The organism is Pseudomonas lini (assembly GCF_030812475.1).
GTDB classification, from domain to species: Bacteria; Pseudomonadota; Gammaproteobacteria; order Pseudomonadales; family Pseudomonadaceae; genus Aquipseudomonas; species Aquipseudomonas lini_A.
Map to the genome: position 1 here is coordinate 170,514 of NZ_JAUSSR010000001.1, position 17,679 is coordinate 188,192.

Annotated in this window: 15 protein-coding genes and 1 pseudogene; 9 read left to right on the plus strand and 7 right to left on the minus strand. The window is 59.9% G+C overall.

The window, feature by feature from the left end; all coding sequences use genetic code 11:
- Positions 1–71: 71 nt before the first annotated feature.
- A complete protein-coding gene (locus tag J2W17_RS00890; protein WP_307327756.1) occupies positions 72–1,250 on the minus strand; it encodes a vWA domain-containing protein in 1,179 nt (392 codons plus the stop codon).
- Between the two features lie 33 nt (positions 1,251–1,283).
- Complete coding sequence (locus J2W17_RS00895; RefSeq protein ID WP_307327759.1) at positions 1,284–2,129, minus strand: AAA family ATPase; 846 nt, start codon at positions 2,127–2,129, stop codon at positions 1,284–1,286.
- A 204-nt stretch (positions 2,130–2,333) separates the two neighbouring features.
- On the opposite strand from J2W17_RS00895, the gene J2W17_RS00900 reads away from it, so the two are divergent.
- The gene (locus J2W17_RS00900; RefSeq protein ID WP_307327762.1) at positions 2,334–2,564 is read left to right on the plus strand and encodes a DUF4160 domain-containing protein; all 231 of its coding nucleotides are present in this window, start codon (positions 2,334–2,336) and stop codon (positions 2,562–2,564) included.
- Complete coding sequence (locus J2W17_RS00905; protein ID WP_307327766.1) at positions 2,552–3,052, plus strand: DUF2442 domain-containing protein; 501 nt, start codon at positions 2,552–2,554, stop codon at positions 3,050–3,052. Before J2W17_RS00900 ends, J2W17_RS00905 begins: the two co-directional genes overlap by 13 nt.
- Here the strand turns inward: J2W17_RS00905 and J2W17_RS00910 are convergent.
- Positions 3,049–4,155 carry a DUF748 domain-containing protein gene (locus J2W17_RS00910; protein ID WP_444965456.1) on the minus strand — a complete coding sequence of 369 codons (1,107 nt, stop codon included), beginning with the start codon at positions 4,153–4,155 and terminating at the stop codon, positions 3,049–3,051. The genes J2W17_RS00905 and J2W17_RS00910 overlap by 4 nt on opposite strands.
- 96 nt (positions 4,156–4,251) lie before the next feature.
- On the opposite strand from J2W17_RS00910, the gene cysK reads away from it, so the two are divergent.
- Positions 4,252–5,226: a cysteine synthase A gene (gene cysK / locus J2W17_RS00915; protein WP_307327771.1), complete on the plus strand. Its 975-nt coding sequence runs from the start codon at positions 4,252–4,254 to the stop codon at positions 5,224–5,226.
- Positions 5,227–5,471: 245 nt separating this feature from the next.
- On the plus strand, positions 5,472–6,410 hold the full coding sequence (locus J2W17_RS00920; RefSeq protein ID WP_307327774.1) for an aspartyl/asparaginyl beta-hydroxylase domain-containing protein: 939 nt from the start codon (positions 5,472–5,474) through the stop codon (positions 6,408–6,410).
- Positions 6,411–6,559: 149 nt separating this feature from the next.
- Here J2W17_RS00920 and J2W17_RS00925 read toward each other — a convergent pair.
- The 4 genes and pseudogenes from J2W17_RS00925 to J2W17_RS00940 all read right to left on the minus strand — a co-directional run bounded on the left by J2W17_RS00925 (position 6,560) and on the right by J2W17_RS00940 (position 10,693).
- Positions 6,560–7,497 (minus strand): annotated as a pseudogene (locus J2W17_RS00925) (LysR family transcriptional regulator).
- Between the two features lie 69 nt (positions 7,498–7,566).
- Positions 7,567–9,096, minus strand: coding sequence for a tripartite tricarboxylate transporter permease (locus J2W17_RS00930; protein ID WP_307327777.1), 1,530 nt, complete (start codon positions 9,094–9,096; stop codon positions 7,567–7,569).
- A complete protein-coding gene (locus J2W17_RS00935; RefSeq protein WP_307327780.1) occupies positions 9,093–9,626 on the minus strand; it encodes a tripartite tricarboxylate transporter TctB family protein in 534 nt (177 codons plus the stop codon). The genes J2W17_RS00930 and J2W17_RS00935 overlap by 4 nt, the downstream gene beginning before the upstream one ends.
- A 53-nt stretch (positions 9,627–9,679) precedes the next feature.
- Positions 9,680–10,693: a Bug family tripartite tricarboxylate transporter substrate binding protein gene (locus tag J2W17_RS00940; protein WP_307327783.1), complete on the minus strand. Its 1,014-nt coding sequence runs from the start codon at positions 10,691–10,693 to the stop codon at positions 9,680–9,682.
- A 343-nt stretch (positions 10,694–11,036) separates the two neighbouring features.
- On the opposite strand from J2W17_RS00940, the gene J2W17_RS00945 reads away from it, so the two are divergent.
- The 5 genes from J2W17_RS00945 (at position 11,037) to J2W17_RS00965 (ending at position 17,657) form a co-directional block, all read left to right on the plus strand.
- Positions 11,037–11,993 carry an amidohydrolase family protein gene (locus tag J2W17_RS00945; RefSeq protein WP_307327787.1) on the plus strand — a complete coding sequence of 319 codons (957 nt, stop codon included), beginning with the start codon at positions 11,037–11,039 and terminating at the stop codon, positions 11,991–11,993.
- Positions 11,990–12,994 carry a 4-hydroxythreonine-4-phosphate dehydrogenase PdxA gene (locus J2W17_RS00950; protein ID WP_307327791.1) on the plus strand — a complete coding sequence of 335 codons (1,005 nt, stop codon included), beginning with the start codon at positions 11,990–11,992 and terminating at the stop codon, positions 12,992–12,994. Before J2W17_RS00945 ends, J2W17_RS00950 begins: the two co-directional genes overlap by 4 nt.
- A 611-nt stretch (positions 12,995–13,605) precedes the next feature.
- Complete coding sequence (locus J2W17_RS00955; protein ID WP_150745842.1) at positions 13,606–14,781, plus strand: L-rhamnonate dehydratase; 1,176 nt, start codon at positions 13,606–13,608, stop codon at positions 14,779–14,781.
- Positions 14,782–14,958: 177 nt separating this feature from the next.
- Positions 14,959–15,954, plus strand: coding sequence for an AraD1 family protein (araD1, locus tag J2W17_RS00960; RefSeq protein WP_307327797.1), 996 nt, complete (start codon positions 14,959–14,961; stop codon positions 15,952–15,954).
- 122 nt (positions 15,955–16,076) lie between these two features.
- On the plus strand, positions 16,077–17,657 hold the full coding sequence (locus tag J2W17_RS00965; protein WP_307327801.1) for an aldehyde dehydrogenase (NADP(+)): 1,581 nt from the start codon (positions 16,077–16,079) through the stop codon (positions 17,655–17,657).
- Positions 17,658–17,679 lie beyond the last annotated feature (22 nt).

The window sequence follows — 17,679 nt, forward strand, 5'->3', positions numbered from 1 at the left end:
GATGTGTGTCCAACGCTAATCCTTGTGGGAGCGGGCTTGCTCGCGAAGAGGCCCTTACAGGCAATGCATTTCTATTTGGAAAGAAACCTCATCGCCTCTTCAAGCCCCCGCAACGTCAGCGGATACATCTGGTCATCAACCAGCTCCCGCACAATGTTGGTCGACGAGGTATACCCCCAGGTATCTTTCGGATACGGATTGATCCAGATGAGTTTCTTGTACTTCTCCTTGAATCGCTGCATCCACACATGACCCGCCTCTTCGTTCCAATGCTCGACACTGCCGCCGGCCTGGGTGATTTCGTAGGGCGCCATGGCGGCGTCGCCGATGAAGATAACTTTGTAGTCGGCGCCGTACTTGTGCAGCAAATCCTGGGTCGAAGTGCGCTCGGAAGTACGGCGCATGTTGTTCTTCCACACCGATTCATAAATGAAGTTGTGGAAGTAGAAGTACTCCAGGTGCTTGAACTCGGTCTTGCAGGCCGAGAATAGTTCCTCGCAGATCTTCACATGCGCGTCCATCGAGCCGCCGATGTCGAACAGCAGCAACAGCTTGACCGTATTGCGCCGCTCGGGCCGCATCTGGATGTTCAACAGCCCGGCATCGCGTGCGGTGTGGTCGATGGTGCCGTCGATGTCCAGCTCTTCCGCCGCACCCTGACGAGCGAATTTGCGCAACCGACGCAAAGCGACCTTGATATTGCGCGTGCCCAGTTCCACCGAATCGTCGAGGTTCTTGTACTCGCGCTGATCCCAGACCTTGACCGCCTTGCCCTGGCGCTTGCCGGCATCGCCGACCCGGATGCCCTCCGGGTTGAAGCCGCCGGAGCCGAACGGGCTGGTGCCGCCGGTGCCGATCCATTTGTTGCCGCCGGCATGGCGTTCCTTCTGTTCTTCCAGGCGTTTCTTGAATTCTTCGATCAACTTGTCCAGGCCGCCGAGGGACTGGATCCGTGCACGCTCTTCATCGCTGAGGGAACGTTCGAATTCCTTGCGCAACCAGTCTTCCGGGATCAAGGCCTTAAGGTGGTCGTCGAGTTTTTCCAGGCCGTTGAAGTAGGCACCGAACGCGCGATCGAACTTGTCGAAATGTTTTTCGTCCTTCACCAGGATCGTCCGGGACAGGTAATAGAACTCGTCCATGTCGGCGAACGTCACGCGCTGTTTCAGCGCGTTGATCAGGTCCAGCAGCTCCCGTACCGAGACCGGCACCTTGGCTGCGCGCATTTCATTGAACAGGTTGAGCAGCATGGCTATTGCCCTCTATCTGGTTGAACAGAGGGATCAGCGAGTGCCGCGACGGCTCATGAACGCCAGGCGCTCAAGCAACTGCACATCTTGCTCGTTCTTCACCAGGGCGCCGGCCAGCGGTGGAATGGCCTTGGTCGGATCGCGCTCGCGCAGCACCGCTTCGCCGATGTTGTCGGCCATCAGCAGCTTCAGCCAGTCCACCAGTTCGGAGGTCGACGGCTTCTTCTTCAGGCCCGGCACCTTGCGCACGTCGAAGAACACATCCAGCGCTTCGCTGACCAGGTCCTTCTTGATGTTCGGGTAGTGCACGTCGACGATCCGCTGCATCGTCACCCGATCCGGGAAAGCGATGTAATGGAAGAAGCAACGGCGCAGGAAGGCGTCCGGCAGTTCTTTCTCGTTGTTGGAGGTAATGATGATGATCGGACGCTTCTTGGCCTTGATGGTCTCGTCGATCTCGTAAACGTAGAACTCCATCTTGTCGAGTTCTTGCAGCAGGTCGTTTGGAAACTCGATGTCGGCCTTGTCGATCTCGTCGATCAGCAGGATTACCCGCTCGTCGGACTCGAAAGCCTCCCAGAGCTTGCCCTTTTTCAGGTAGTTGCGAACGTCGTGGACCCTTTCCGTGCCCAGTTGCGAATCGCGCAGGCGGCTGACCGCGTCATACTCGTACAAGCCCTGATGCGCCTTGGTGGTGGACTTGATGTGCCAGGTGATCAGCCTGGCGCCGAAGGATTGCGCCAGTTGCTCGGCGAGCATGGTCTTGCCGGTGCCCGGTTCGCCCTTGACCAGCAGTGGACGCTCCAGGGTAATGGCGGCGTTGACCGCCAGCTTCAGGTCATCGGTGGCAACGTAGGCCTGGGTGCCTTCGAACTTCATCTGCTAATCCTCGAACGTTAACGCCGACCTGAACGAGGCAGGGCGGGGCGCAATAATGTGTAGTACCCCGACTATAACGCGGTGCCCGGTCCACTGTGAACGCAGACGGCTTATTCAGTCTCTGAATGGGGCGTCACATCTTGACTCAGTCTCGGCGCCGGGCCAGTATTGAGCTATCGCCATTTTGGCGATAGCTTGCGGGGCATGTCTACTAAATATCGATTTCGCGGTACATACCGCATTCAGTTGCGCGAGAAGGATCATCCTCCACCCCATGTGCATCTGACTGGCGGTGGGCTTGATGTGATGCTCAGCCTGGAAACCGTCGCAGTGATGGTGGGCAAGGCGCCGCCGCTGATTATCAAGGAAGCGCTGGAGTGGGTCAGGGCCCATCAGGCGCAATTGCTGGAGGACTGGAAACGATGTTACCCATGAAACGACCACGGCTGTCAGCCGTGCAGGCATTGCCGGATTACCACCTTGCACTGACCTATATCGACGGTCAGCAACTGACTCTCGATTTGAGTCGTGACCTGCGCGCCTATGCTGGCTTGCAGCCTTTGCTGGAGTCCGGCGCTTTCGAAGGTGCAACCCTGGGCGATGATGGCTGGAGTGTCGAGTGGCCTGAACCGGACATTCAGATTGGCGCCGACACGCTCTACCTGGATGCGCTTGCACAAAACGCCTCGGACGAAAACACCCGGATCTTCATCGATTGGCGCGCGCGCACCGGGTTGGCGCTCAATCAGGCGGCCGAGGCGCTGGGTGTCAGTGCACGAAGCATTACCCGCTACAGCAGTGGCCGTGAAGCAGTGCCGCGGTCGTTGGCCCTGGCGTGCCTGGGTTGGGATTTTCTGCAGCAGCGAAATCCGGCGCAAGCGGCTGAGGAGACCGGTCGCTATACCGTCAAGCGCAAGCCTTAACCCGCATCCGGCTTCGGCCGTTCATACCGGGCATTGAATGCCTGAATGAAACCATTACGTAAAATCTGCAAAAACGCCTGGAACGCGCTGATATCTTGCCGATGCACATTGCCGCTCAGTTCGACACGGGTTGCAAACTGGTTCTTACCCTGGTTTTTCAATACGGTTTCGGAGCCGCCGACGATGGCCTCCCAGATGGAACGGAAAATCCCTTTGTCCTTGTTCTCCACATCCTGCTGCCAATTGAACACGTCCACATCCTTGAGCAGCGGTTTGATGTAACCCGTTAATTTTGCCTTTTTGGCCTGCGCCTCGATCACCACATCACCATGGCCGGCGTTGAAATCGAACTTGCCATAGGCTGAAGCGAAGTCGTTCATGCGCTTGAGTTCGATGTTCCTCGCGCGCAGCCGGAATTCAAAGTCTTCAAAGTTGCTCAGCGGGTCGAAGGTGGCGGTGGTTTCCAAGGGCGCGTGTCCCAGCAGCATCGCTTTGCCTTCGAAGCGAGCATCGCGTTTTCCTTCGGTGTCGGCCACGTTGGTCAGGTTATAAATACTGGCGTCGACCTGGGTGGCGTTCATGTTGACGGGTGGTTTTGAATTGAAGTTTCGGAAGCTGATCTTGCCGTCGTTGATGCGTACTTCGTTCAGGGTGATCGGCAGCAACTTGCCCAGTTGCGCCCGCCAGTCGGTGCCCTGGCCGGTCTGGGAGTTTTGCTTGTTGGCGCCGCCGTCGACGAAGTTCACTTCTGGCTTGATGAACTGCACCTCGGCCACCACCGCGTGGTCGTACCAGAGCGAGTGCCAACTGACGGAGAGGTCGATCAGCGGCGCGTTGACGAAGGGTACCGGGACTTTGCCGTCGACCTTGACGATTTTCAGCCCGTTGATTTTATAAGCGCCGCGCCACAGGGCCAGATCCACATCGACGATCTGGCCACGGTAGTCGCCCATGTCCGCCAGCTTGTCGTTCAGGTAGTTGCGCACCATGTAGGGCAGGGCGAAATGCAGGGCAATCAGCAGTACGACCAGGCCGGCTAGCGTCCACAGCGGCCAACGGTATCTCCGTTTCATGATGGCAAATCTCTGGCGATGTAAAGCCATTGACTGTTGTTGTAACCGGACGTTCGACTGACTGGACGACCACAGGCAACAGGCTTACCTTGGAGGGCTTATTCAACGCTGTACAAGGACCCAGCCATGAGCCGTATTTTCGCTGACAACGCCCACTCCATTGGCAATACGCCGCTGGTGCAGATCAACCGCATCGCCCCGCGCGGCGTGACCATCCTGACCAAGATCGAAGGGCGCAACCCGGGTTATTCGGTCAAGTGCCGGATCGGCGCGAACATGATCTGGGACGCCGAAAGCTCCGGAAAACTCAAAGCAGGCATGACCATCGTCGAGCCGACTTCGGGCAATACGGGTATCGGCCTCGCGTTCGTTGCCGCGGCGCGCGGTTACAAGTTGCTGCTGACCATGCCGTCCTCCATGAGCATCGAGCGACGCAAAGTGCTCAAGGCGCTCGGTGCCGAGCTGGTCTTGACCGAACCGGCCAAGGGCATGAAGGGGGCGATCGAGAAAGCAGCTGAAATTGTTGCCAGCGCCCCGTCCAACTATTTCATGCCCGCGCAGTTCGACAACCCGGCCAACCCGGCGATTCACGAGAAAACCACCGGCCCGGAAATCTGGAACGATACCGATGGTGCGGTCGATGTATTGGTGGCTGGCGTCGGGACGGGTGGAACCATTACCGGGGTTTCGCGGTATATCAAGAATACCCAAGGCAAACCGATCATTTCGGTGGCCGTGGAGCCGGTGTCATCTCCGGTCATCAGCCAGGCACTTGCCGGGGAAGAGATCAAGCCGAGCCCGCACAAGATCCAGGGTATCGGGGCCGGTTTCGTGCCGAAAAACCTGGATCTGTCGATGGTCGATCGGGTCGAGCTGGTCAGCGATGAAGAGTCCAAGGCCATGGCCCTGCGTTTGATGCAGGAAGAAGGAATTTTGTGCGGGATCTCCTCTGGCGCGGCAATGGCTGTAGCGGTTCGACTGGCGGAAACCCCGGAAATGCAGGGCAAGACCATCGTGGTGATCCTGCCCGATTCCGGCGAGCGTTATCTGTCGAGCATGTTGTTCAGTGATCTGTTTACCGACCAGGAGACTCAGCAGTAACTGAAATAATCAAAAGATCGCAGACTGCGATCTTTTGATCTGGTTTTTGATCTGGTTTGTGAACGGGGAATGACCCACGTCAGCCCCCGTTCAGGAGCCTTGTGTTAGAAGTGCTTTGTTGCATATTCCTCAACACTGAATGTTGATTTGTGCGGGTTTTTCCCGACGCCGGTACTGTTTATCATGCTGGCTGCAACGTCGGGTAAATGGCGTTGTGCAGAGTGTCGATTATCAAGGAGTTGCTGATGACCTTTTCACTTGCCGCGAAGGCGTCGCTGTTGCTGCTGTTTATGGGCAGTACTCTTTATGTGCATTTGCGCGGCAGGGCGCGATTGCCGGTCCTGCGCCAGTTTGTCAACCATTCGGCCCTGTTTGCCCCCTATAACGCCTTGATGTACCTGTTCTCCAGCGTACCGTCCAGGCCCTATCTGGATCGCAGCAAATTCCCCGAGCTGGATGTACTCAAGGATAACTGGGAAGTCATCCGCGACGAAGCGATGCACCTGTTCGACGAGGGCTACATCCGCGCGGCCGAAAAAAACAACGACGCCGGTTTCGGCTCGTTCTTCAAGAAGGGCTGGAAGCGTTTCTATCTCAAGTGGTATGACAAACCGCTGCCGTCGGCACAAACCCTGTGCCCGAAAACCGTGGCCCTGCTCAGTGGCATTCCCAACGTCAAAGGTGCCATGTTCGCCTTGCTGCCGGGCGGCAGTCACCTCAACCCGCACCGCGATCCGTTTGCCGGATCCCTGCGTTATCACTTGGGGCTGTCGACGCCGAATTCCGACGACTGCCGCATTTTCGTCGATGGTCAGATTTACGCCTGGCGTGATGGCGAGGACGTAATGTTCGACGAGACGTATGTGCACTGGGTCAAGAACGAAACGCAAATGACCCGGGTCATCCTGTTCTGCGATGTCGAACGCCCGCTGAGCAACCGCGTCATGACCCGCATCAACCGTTGGGTCAGTGGCTTCCTGGGCCGCGCCACCGCACCGCAGAACCTGGATGACGAGCGGGTGGGCGGGATCAACCAGGCCTATGCCTGGAGCAAGAACTTCGGCGACAGCTTCAGTGGCGGGATCAAGCAGTGGAAGCGTCGTAACCCCAAGGCGTACCGCGTAATGCGGCCAGTATTGGCGGTCATCGTCTTGACGTTGTTGGGGTATTGGTTGTTCGGTTGATGCATTTTCCCGAATCAAACACCGGTCCCCTGTAGGAGCGAGCTCGCTCGCGATGGACGTTAACGATGACGCGTAATTCCTGGATAAGAGCGTCGTCCTTCAAATTTTCGCGAGCAAGCTCGCTCCTACACCTACACCTACACCTACACCTACACCTGCGAATGTTCCGCCCGCACTGAATTCATGAACGCCTGCATCGCCGACGACTGGATGCGATGACGCCGGGTGATCAGCCCATAGGGCGGCAATCGGGCTTCGAACTTGATAGGCAACACGGCCAGCAGATCACGGCCCGGATAGTCCTCGACCACCGACACCGGTGTCACGCCGAGCATGTCGGTCTGCTGTATCAATGACAGCAGGGTCATGATCGAGGTGGTTTCGACAATGCTGCTGGGGATATCGACCCGTGCGTTGTGGAACACCTGATTGATGATCGCGCGCATCGGGCTTGGATGCTGTTGCAGTACCCAGGTCATGTTCTGCAGTTCCGCCCAGCTCAATTGCTTTTCTTTCGCCAGGGGATTTTGCGCACCGGCAATCACGCAGAGCGCTTCTTCACCCAAGCTGTCGAACAGCAACTCTCGGCCCGCGCTCCCGCCGGAATCCGCCCCAGCACGATATCCAGCTGGTCCTGCAACAGCGCCTGCACCAGCACGTCGCTGGTGTCGACCTGGATGCTCATGGATAACCGTGGATGGCTTTGTTTCAAGGTCGCGATGGTGCGGGTCAACAAGCCTGAGGCCAGCGCCGGAATCGCGCCGACCGCTACCCGCCCGAGGTTGCCGGATTCGAGTGCGACCAGCTCTTCACGCATGCCGCTGAGTTCGGCGAATACCATGCGAGCGTAATAGGTGACGGTTTCCCCGAACGGGGTAGAACGCATGCCCCGGGGCAGCCGCTCGAAGAGCTCCACACCCAGCAGGTCCTCGGCTTCGTGCAGCATCTTGGTCGCGGCCGGTTGGGTCATGCCGATGTGGTCGGCGGCGCGGCGCAACGAGCCGAATTCCTGCAACGCCAGCATCAGCCGTAGCTGACGCAGACGCAGTCGACTGTGGATCACATTGGCAACAGGAATTCGGGTCATGGGCCGTGCTCGCAAAAAGGACTGCGGCAAGCCTGACAACAAATGTCAGGCGTTGCCAGCATTGCTGTGTCACAGCACCGATTTTGGCTTCGCGACCTGGGGTTTGCGCAGGCCCGTCAGGGTTTGCAGCGCCTTGGAAATCAGCGGCCAGAACAACATCAGCAGCGCTGCCGTGGTCAGGCCGCCTACCAGCGGGTTCGACCAGAAGATCCCGATGTGGCCGTCGGAGAACAGCATCGACTGACGGAACGTATCTTCAGCCTTGTCCCCCAGCACGGCGGCGAGAACCAGCGGTGCGATCGGGTAACCGAGTTTCTTGAACAGATAACCCAGCGCGCCAAAGCCGAGCATCAGCACCACGTCGAAGAACGAGTTGTGCACGGAGTAGGCACCGATCGCGCAGACCATGATGATGATCGGTGCAATGATCGAGAACGGAATGCGCAGGATCGACGCGAACAGCGGCACGGTGGCCAGCACCACGATCAGACTCACCACGTTGCCCAGGTACATGCTCGCGATCAGGCCCCAGACGAAGTCATGTTGCTCGACGAACAGCGTCGGTCCAGGGTGCAGGCCCCAGATCATCAACCCGCCGAGCATCACGGCGGCGGTGGCCGAACCGGGAATGCCCAGGGTCAACATCGGCAGCAGCGCGCTGGTGCCGGCCGCATGGTCGGCGGTTTCCGGGGCGATCACGCCTTCGAGTTCACCCTTGCCGAAGTTCTCGCGGTTCTTCGAGAAGCGTCGTGCCAGGCTGTAGCTCATGAACGATGCCGCAGTGGGTCCGCCAGGGGTGATGCCCATCCAGCAGCCGACCAGGGTGCTGCGCACAATGGTCCACCAGTAACGGGGCAGCTTGGCCCAAGTGCGCAGGATCACCATGGGTGTGATGCGTGCATGCTCGCCGCGGAACACCAGGCCTTCCTCGACGGTGCAAAGGATTTCGCCAATGCCAAACAGGCCGATGACCGCCACTTCGAAACTGATGCCCGTCATCAGGGCCGGCTGGTCGAAGGTCAGGCGCAGGTTGCCCGAGACCGTGTCCATGCCGACCGCGGCCATGGCGAAACCGATCATCATCGCCACCACGGTTTTCAGGGGCGGGTTCTTGCTCATGCCGATGAAGGTACAGAACGCCAACAGGTACACCGCGAAGAACTCCGGCGAACTGAAGGACATGGCGAACGCGGCGATCTTTGTCGACAGGAAGGTCAGCAACAACACCCCGGCCAACGCGCCGATCAACGCCGAGCTGAACGCGGCGGTCAGTGCTTCGGCGGCACGACCTTCGCGGGCCATCGGGTAGCCGTCGAAGGTGGTCGCCACCGATGAGGGCTCGCCGGGTATGTTGAACAGGATCGAGGTGATCGAGCCGCCGAACAGCGCGCCCCAATACATGCAAGACAACAGGATGATCGCCGACACCGGCGACATGGTGAACGTCAGCGGCAGCAGCAACGCCACGCCATTGGGGGCGCCGAGGCCGGGCAATACGCCGACCAGGATACCCAGCAGCACGCCGATCACCATCAGGCCGATATGGCCGGGGGTCAGGATCAGGTTCATGCCTTGCAGCAGCGAATCGAACTCGCTCATTTGAAATGTCTCTCGGCCAGGGCAATCCAGTCGCCAAGAGGGCCGGCATCCAGCGGGACCTTGAACCACAGTGCGAAAATCAGGTAGCTGGCGAGGACTGCACCGAGGGATATAGTCGCGATCATCAACTTGCCATAAGGTTTGACGCGGGTTTTGTCATGCCACATGAACCAGGCGATGAAACAGGCCGAGGCCACATAGATTCCGGTGAACGGCATGGCCGCGACGAACAGCGCAATCGGGATGAACACCGACAGCACTTGCCTGAACGCGCTACGGCTGACAAATGAAATGCTCAGCGCTTTCCAGCGCACCAGGGTCAACACGCCGTTGCCCACACTCGCGGCGCTCAACAGCAGGCCGATGTAAAAGGGGAAGTAACCCGGCTCTGGGCCGGAATCGCCCCAGCCGATACCCTGTTCGACGCTGCCGTACATCACCACCACGCCGATCAGCGTGGTGAAGAGTGTCAGACCGAGTTCGACCCAGCGGGTACCGACCAGTGCCGGTGAATCCGAAGATTGGGACATGAAAACACCTCCAGCAGGTGACGGCCGTGCGCAGGCGGACGGCCGCGGGCAACTCAGTTTTTCAGCCAGCCGGCTTCTTTGAACACCGGGGTAACGCGAGCAGTGTCTTTTTCAATGTAGGCGGTCAATGGCTCGCCTTCGAGGAACGTCGGTACCAGCGCGTTCTGCTTGACGTAGGCCTTGAACTCCGGGGTCTCGGTGACTTTGCGCATCAGCTCGACATAGAACGCGCGCTGTTCGGCGGTGACTTCGCCAGGCATGAACACAGTGCGCGGGAAGCGGTACTGATCGATGCCCAGGCCCTGTTCGTGGCAGGTCGGAACGTCGGCCCAGGCTTTATCGCCGGCGACTTTCTCGGTGTAGCTCATGCGCTCCTTGCTGAATACGCAGAGCGGCTCGACCTGGTCGCCACGCCATTGGCTGATGCTTTCGCTGGGATTGTTGACGTTGGCGGCGATGTGTTTGCCGGCCAGTTGGGTCGCCGCTTCACTGCCGCTCTTGAACGGGATGTACACCAGTTTGCTGTTGTTGGTCTGGTTCAACAGCAGGGTCAGGGTCTGATCGACATCCTTGGACTGGCTACCGCCCATGCGCAGTTTCGACGGGTCGGCCTTGACGGCTTCGTAGAAGCCCTTGGCATCTTTCCACGGTGCGCCTTTGTAGCTCCAGAGAATGAAGTCATCCTCGGCCACGGCCGCCACCGGGGTCAGTTCCTGCCATTGATAACCGAGCTTGGACACCAGCGGCAACAGGTAGATGTTGTTGGTGCCGATCACCAGTTTTTCCGCATCGCCCTTGTTCATTTTCAGGTCGAGGAAGGCTTCGGCGCCATTGCCGCCGCCCTTGTTCAGGACGATGGTATTGACGTCGAGGAACTTGTGGGTGGTGATGATTGACTGGATCAGGCGACCGAGCTGGTCGGTGCCGCCACCGGGACCTCCGGCGACGACGATTTCGACGTTCTTGTCCGGTTGCCAGGCATGGGCCAGAGCCGGGAGGATCCCCGCGGCGACCAGTGTGCAACCAAGAGCCAGACGGGACGTGCGACGGACGAATGCATTTCGCATGGAAGGGCCTCGTTTTTGTAGTTGTTATGGATGACTTGTCGGTTGAGAAGTTGCAAGCCTGGAGTGAGTGTGGGAAGGCGCTGCCTTCGCGTCTAGTCAAAACAATACATACGCCGATAGCCTGGGGTTATAGGTCGCCAGATGCGAAATCGCCTGTCTCGCCAGGAGGCTTGTGCCAGAGCCATTTGAGTGGAAAGCCGGCATAGGCGCAAGACCCCGCAAGACACCTGAAAGCAGGGCTTGACATAACCCGAGGCTATCGCCTTATTTCAAGTTTTGATTGGACGGTTATCGCTGAGCCTTTGATAGTGCTCACCAGTCCACGAACTCGACGAGGTGCCCAATGGGTGAGCTTTGGAATGGGCCGATCATCGACGCCCATCATCACTTCTGGGACCCGTCGATCAATGCCCATCCCTGGTTGGCGTCCGAGGCCAATATCCCGTTTCCGTACGGTGACTGCAGTGCGCTCAAGCGTCGCTATTTTCCCGAGGACTACTTCGCCGATGCCGGTCTTCATGACGTGGTGAAGACGGTGTACATAGAGACCGAATGGGACCCGAATGACCCGATTGGCGAAACCCGCTTCATCGAACGACTGGCCGCCCGTTATGGCGTACCGAATGCAATCGTCGCACAAGCCTGGCTGGACCATCCCGACGCCATTGCGGTAATGGCCGAGCAAGCGAGTTACAAGTGCGTGCGCAGCGTCCGCCACAAACCCGGCGGCCCGACGACGCCGGCGCAAGTTGGCCATGTGCGCAGCCTGATGAGCGACGAGCGTTGGCGACGCAGTTACGCTGCATTGCAAGGGCTGGGGCTGCACTTCGACTTGCAGACGCCCTGGTGGAATTTGCACGAAGCCGAACGATTGGCCCGGGATTTTCCCGGCACCACGCTGATACTCAACCACGCCGGGTTGCCGAGCGACCGCAGTGCCGAGGGCCTGGTGGGTTGGCGTCTGGCGATGGCGCGGCTGGCCCAATGGCCGAACGTGCAGGTGAAAATCTCCGGCCTTGGGTTGCGCGGCCAGGCCTGGCGCGCCAAGGACAATGCCTGGATCGTGCGCGAAGTGATCGCGATGTACGGTTGCGGTCGAGTGATGTTCGCCAGCAACTTTCCAGTGGACGGCCTGTGCGGCTCGTTCAGTGACATTTACAACGGTTTCAAATCCATTGTTGCTGATCTGCCGCGGGCCGATCAGGAGCGATTGTTCTACAGCAACGCGCAACGGGTTTATCGTTGCGAGCCTGGCGTCATTGACCGGACACGGCCAGAACCCTTGAGGAGTGAAGCATGAACAAGACATCCATCGCCATGGTCCTGGGTGACCCGGCGGGCATCGGCCCGGAACTGATCGCGCGCCTGCTCGGCGAGCCCGACGTGCGCAGGCAGGCCAATGTGATTCTGATTGCCGACGAGGCGGAAATGTGCCGTGGCATGCGCATCGCCGGGACCGAGTTTCCCTATCGTCGCGTGGAGTCTCTGGACCAGTTGGACTTTCGCGATGACACGCCGCTGTTCTATGACTTCCGTGGCGACACCATTGGCGAATTTGCGCGCAGTGAAGCCAGTGTCATCGGTGGTCGCTACAGCCTCGACACCCTGGAAAAGGCCTTGCGCCTGACCGAGGCCGGCAGCACCGACGCGGTGCTGTTCGGGCCGTTGAACAAGACCTCGTTGCACATGGCCGGAATGGCCCACAGCGACGAACTGCACTGGTTCGCCGAGCTACTGGATTTCCACGGGCCGTTCTGCGAATTCAACGTGCTCGACAATCTCTGGACTTCCCGGGTGACGTCCCACGTCGCCCTGGCCGATGTGCCGGGCATGCTCACCCAGGCGCGGGTGGTGGAGGCGATCCAGCTGATCGACACGGCGCTCAAACGCAATGGCCTTGAGAAACCGCGCATCGGAGTGTGTGGGTTGAATCCGCACAACGGCGACAACGGCTCATTCGGGCGCGAAGAGCTGGACATCATCGGCCCGGCTGTACGTTCAGCCAAGGCGCTGGGGATTGCGGCTGAAGGACCGTATCCGGGGGACACGATTTTCCTCAAGGTGCAGGGCGATGCCAGTGCTTTCGACGCGGTGGTGACCATGTATCACGACCAGGGCCAGATCGCGATCAAGTTGATGGGTTTTTCCCGTGGCGTGACCGTGCAGGGCGGGTTGCCGATCCCGATTACGACACCCGCCCACGGTACTGCATTTGATATCGCGGGGCAGGGCAAGGCGAATGTCGGAGCGATCCGCCAGGCGTTCGAGATTGCGTGCCGGATGGGTGCCAACAGCTACTGACCCCGGTCTCTGAAACAACACCAATACTTTGTCCACCGTGCACCCTGTAGTAGCTGGCTTGCCAGCGAAGACAGCCTGACAAACACACCTGAGGTGGCTGTCAGACCGCTATCGCGAGCAAGCTCGCTCCCACAGGGATTTGATGGTGGTGCTCGATTTTTGTGATCAACACAAAACCCTGTAGGAGCTGGCTTGCCAGCGAAGACGGCCTGACAGACACACCTGAGGCGGCTGTCAGACCGCTATCGCGAGCAGGCTCGCTCCCACAGGGATTTGATGGTGGTGCTCGATTTTTGTGATCAACGCAAAACCCTGTAGGAGCTGGCTTGCCAGCGAAGACGGCCTGACAGACACACATGAGGTGACTGTAAGACCGCTTTCGCTGGCAAGCCAGCTCCTACTTTTTTGTGTGGTGCCTGATAACTCGATCTACTCAACAACTGCTTTTACCTATCACCCCAGGTTATCGCCGGATACGCATAAGTGATTATCCTCCACCCTCAAGCGCTGGCTAAATTCGCTCCATCGAATGCCCGGACCGACCCTTACGAGCGGCTCCGCGCAGCGACCCGACAACGACAAAAAAGCCGGCAGCGCAAGGAATTGTATTCATGAAAATCAAAGCCATCCGTACCCGCGTTTTCGAGTGGAAAGGCAAAGTCGTCCCACCGCAAGCGCACTTCTGCACCAACGCCAGCGACATCCTGTTCGAGCGCGGCGATGCCATGGGCTCATTCCGTTTCCATGGCTGGCTGGTGGTGGAAGTCGAGACTGACACCGGTCTTGTCGGCATCGGTAACTGCGCCTTGGCGCCGCGTGTGGCCAAGGAAATCATCGACACCTACCTGGCACCGATCGCCATCGGCGAAGACCCGTTCGACAACGAATACATCTGGCAGAAAATGTACCGTCAGAGCCACGCCTGGGGCCGTAAAGGCATCGGCATGGCGGCGATCTCGGCGATCGACATCGCCATCTGGGACATCATGGGCAAAGCCGTGAACAAGCCGGTGTTCAAACTGCTCGGCGGGCGGACCAAGGAAAAAATCTGGACCTACGCCTCCAAGCTTTACGCCAATGACAACCTGGACCTGTTCCTCGAAGAAGCCCAGGGGTATCTGAATCAAGGCTTCACCGCGTTGAAAATGCGTTTCGGCTACGGCCCCAAAGACGGTCCGGCGGGCATGCGCAAGAACATCGAGCAAGTGCGCGCGCTGCGCGAACTGGCCGGCCCGGACATCGACATCATGCTCGAATGCTACATGGGCTGGACCCTGGAATACGCCCGTCGCATGTTGCCCAAACTCGCCGAGTTCGAACCACGCTGGCTCGAAGAACCGGTGATCGCCGACGACATCGAAGGTTATATCGAGCTGAAAAAAATGGGCATCATGCCGATCTCCGGCGGCGAGCATGAATTCACTTCCTACGGCTTCAAGGATCTGCTGGAACGCCGCGCCATCGACGTGATCCAGTACGACACCAACCGCGTCGGCGGCATCACCGCCGCGCGCAAGATCAACGCCATGGCCGAAGCCTGGTCGGTGCCGGTGATTCCGCACGCCGGGCAGATGCACAACTACCACCTGACCATGTCCACCACCGCCTCGCCGATGGCCGAATTCTTCCCGGTGTTCGACGTCGAAGTCGGCAACGAACTGTTTTACTACGTGTTCAAGGGCGAGCCACAACCGGTCAACGGCTACATCCAGCTCGACGACAACAAGCCGGGTCTGGGCCTGGAAATCTCCGATGAATACCTGAGCGACTTCAACATCATCGAGTGACCTTGAGGCGAGGGGATTTAGCGAAACGTCGCCCCGCCCCGTTGGGCTGCAAAGCGATCCAGCCCCGTTCAATGGACTGGGTTGATCGGATTCACGACTGCGTCGCAGCCCAACGGGGCGGGGCGACGTTTCGCCAAGCCCCTCGCCACAAATTCACGACTTTCTGGAGGGCCGGACATGCGCCTGATTCAATTTGAAAACACCGCCGGGGAGCGCCAGGTCGGACTCGTCGAAGGTTCACAGGTTCAAGTGCTGCGTGATACCCGAAGCACCCGTGAACTGGCACTCGCGGCGATCCGCGCCCAGCGCAGCCTGCAGGACGAAGTCGCCTTGCGCGGCACCGAGCCGGGCCCGGATTACGCGCAACTGTTGCAACAGGGCAAGGTGCTGCCGCCGCTGGACCATGAAGACCCGGCCCATTGCCTGATCAGCGGCACTGGCCTGACTCACCTGGGCAGCGCCTCGGCGCGGGACAAGATGCATCAGCAGGACGGTGCGGTCGAAGCGGGCATGACCGACACCATGCGCATCTTCAAATGGGGCCTGGAGGGCGGCAAACCAGCGGCCGGCCAGGTCGGTGCGCAGCCGGAATGGTTCTACAAGGGCGACGGCAGCATCGTCGTGCGCCCCGGCGCGGACTTCCCCGTGCCGCCGTTTGCCGAAGACGCCGGCGAAGAGCCTGAGTTGACCGGTCTCTACGTGATCGGTGACGACGGCCAGCCCTATCGGGTCGGTTATGCCTTGGGCAACGAGTTCTCCGACCATGTGATGGAGCGCCGCAATTACCTGTACCTCGCCCACTCGAAACTGCGCTACTGCGCCTACGGCCCGGAGCTGCGGGTCGGTGAACTGCCCAGGCACCTGGCGGGCACCAGCCGCATCACGCGCAACGGCGAAACGATCTGGGAAAAAGAGTTTCTCAGCGGCGAAGACAACATGTGCCACAGCCTCGCCAACCTCGAATTCCACCACTTCAAATATGCGCAGTTCCTGCGTCCGGGCGATGTCCACGTGCATTACTTCGGCACCGCCACGCTGTCGTTTGCCGACGGGGTGAAAACCCAGCCGGGGGATCGTTTCCAGGTCAGCCTCGCTGAGTTCGGCGCACCGCTGGAAAACGGCATCGGCGAAAGCGCTCAGCCATTGGCCATCGGCCAGGTGCGCACACTCTGACCCCTGTAGGAGCCGGCTCGCCGGCGATAGCGATTTGGCAAGCGACGTTGATGTTTGCCCTGCCATGGCCTTCGCCGGCAAGCCGGCTCCTACAGGTCTGCCATCGATCAAGGAAATGCGAAATGACCACGCTACTCGGACACAACTACATCGGCGGCCGGCGCAGCGCCAACGGCACCCTGCAGCTGCAAAGCCTCGACGCGACCAGCGGTGAACCACTGCCCGGCAGCTTCTTCCAGGCAACCGAAGCCGAAGTGGATGCCGCCGCCAATGCTGCCGCGGCTGCGTACCCGATCTACCGCAACCTCAGCGCGGAAAAACGTGCGTTGTTCCTCGACGCCATCGCCGATGAAATCGATGCCTTGGGCGATGATTTCGTCGCCACCGTGTGCCGCGAAACTGCGTTGCCGGCCGGGCGCATTCAAGGTGAGCGCGGGCGCACCAGCGGCCAGATGCGCCTGTTCGCCAAGGTCCTGCGCCGGGGTGATTTTTATGGCGCGCGCATCGATCGGGCGCTGCCGGATCGTCAGCCGTTGCCGCGTCCGGATCTGCGTCAGTACCGCATCGCCTTAGGGCCGGTCGCGGTATTTGGCGCGAGTAATTTTCCTCTGGCATTTTCCACCGCCGGTGGCGACACCGCTTCCGCACTGGCCGCCGGTTGCCCGGTGGTATTCAAGGCGCACAGCGGCCACATGGCGACCGCCGAATGGGTGGCGGATGCGATCATCCGCGCCGCCGAGCGCACTGAAATGCCGACCGGCGTGTTCAACATGATTTACGGCGGAGGCGTCGGTGAATGGCTGGTCAAGCACCCGGCGATCCAGGCCGTGGGCTTCACCGGTTCGCTCAAGGGCGGCAATGCCCTGAGCCACATGGCCGCGACACGGCCGCAGCCGATCCCGGTGTTTGCCGAGATGTCGAGCATCAACCCGGTGTTCCTGCTGCCCGCAGCGCTCGCGGTGCGTGGCGAACAGATCGCCGCGCAGCTGGCCGGTTCGGTGACATTGGGTTGCGGTCAGTTCTGCACCAATCCAGGCCTGGTGATCGGCCTGCGCTCTCCACAATTCAGCGCATTCGTCGAAACGTTTTGCGCCAGCATGAATCAGCAACCGCCGCAGACCATGCTCAACGCCGGCGCACTGGTCAGCTACAGCAAATGCCTTGGCGAACTGCACGAACATCCGGGGCTGACGCATCTGGCGGGCAAGCCGCAACAGGGCCGTCAGGCTCATCCTCAAGTGTTCCAGGCGGATGTCAGCCTGTTGCTCAAGGGCGATGAACTGCTTCAGGAAGAGGTTTTCGGACCGACCACCATCATCGTTGAAGTCGAGGATCGGGCGCAGCTGACGGCGGCGCTGCAGGGCCTGCGCGGGCAATTGACGGCGACGCTGATCGGCGAGGCCGACGAGCTGCTGGAGTATCGCTGGCTGGCCGAGTCGCTGCAGGAGAAGGTCGGGCGGATTCTGCTCAATGGTTATCCGACCGGGGTCGAGGTCTGCGAGGCGATGGTGCATGGCGGGCCGTACCCGGCGACGTCGGATTCACGCGGAACGTCGGTCGGCACCCTGGCGATCGACCGTTTCCTGCGGCCGGTGTGCTTCCAGAATTATCCGGATGCGTTGTTGCCGGAGGCGTTGCAGGATGCCAATCCGCTGGGGATTCGGCGGTTGGTGGATGGGGAGGTGAGTGCCGCAGCGTTGTGATTTGCGGTGTCTGGACCTCCGT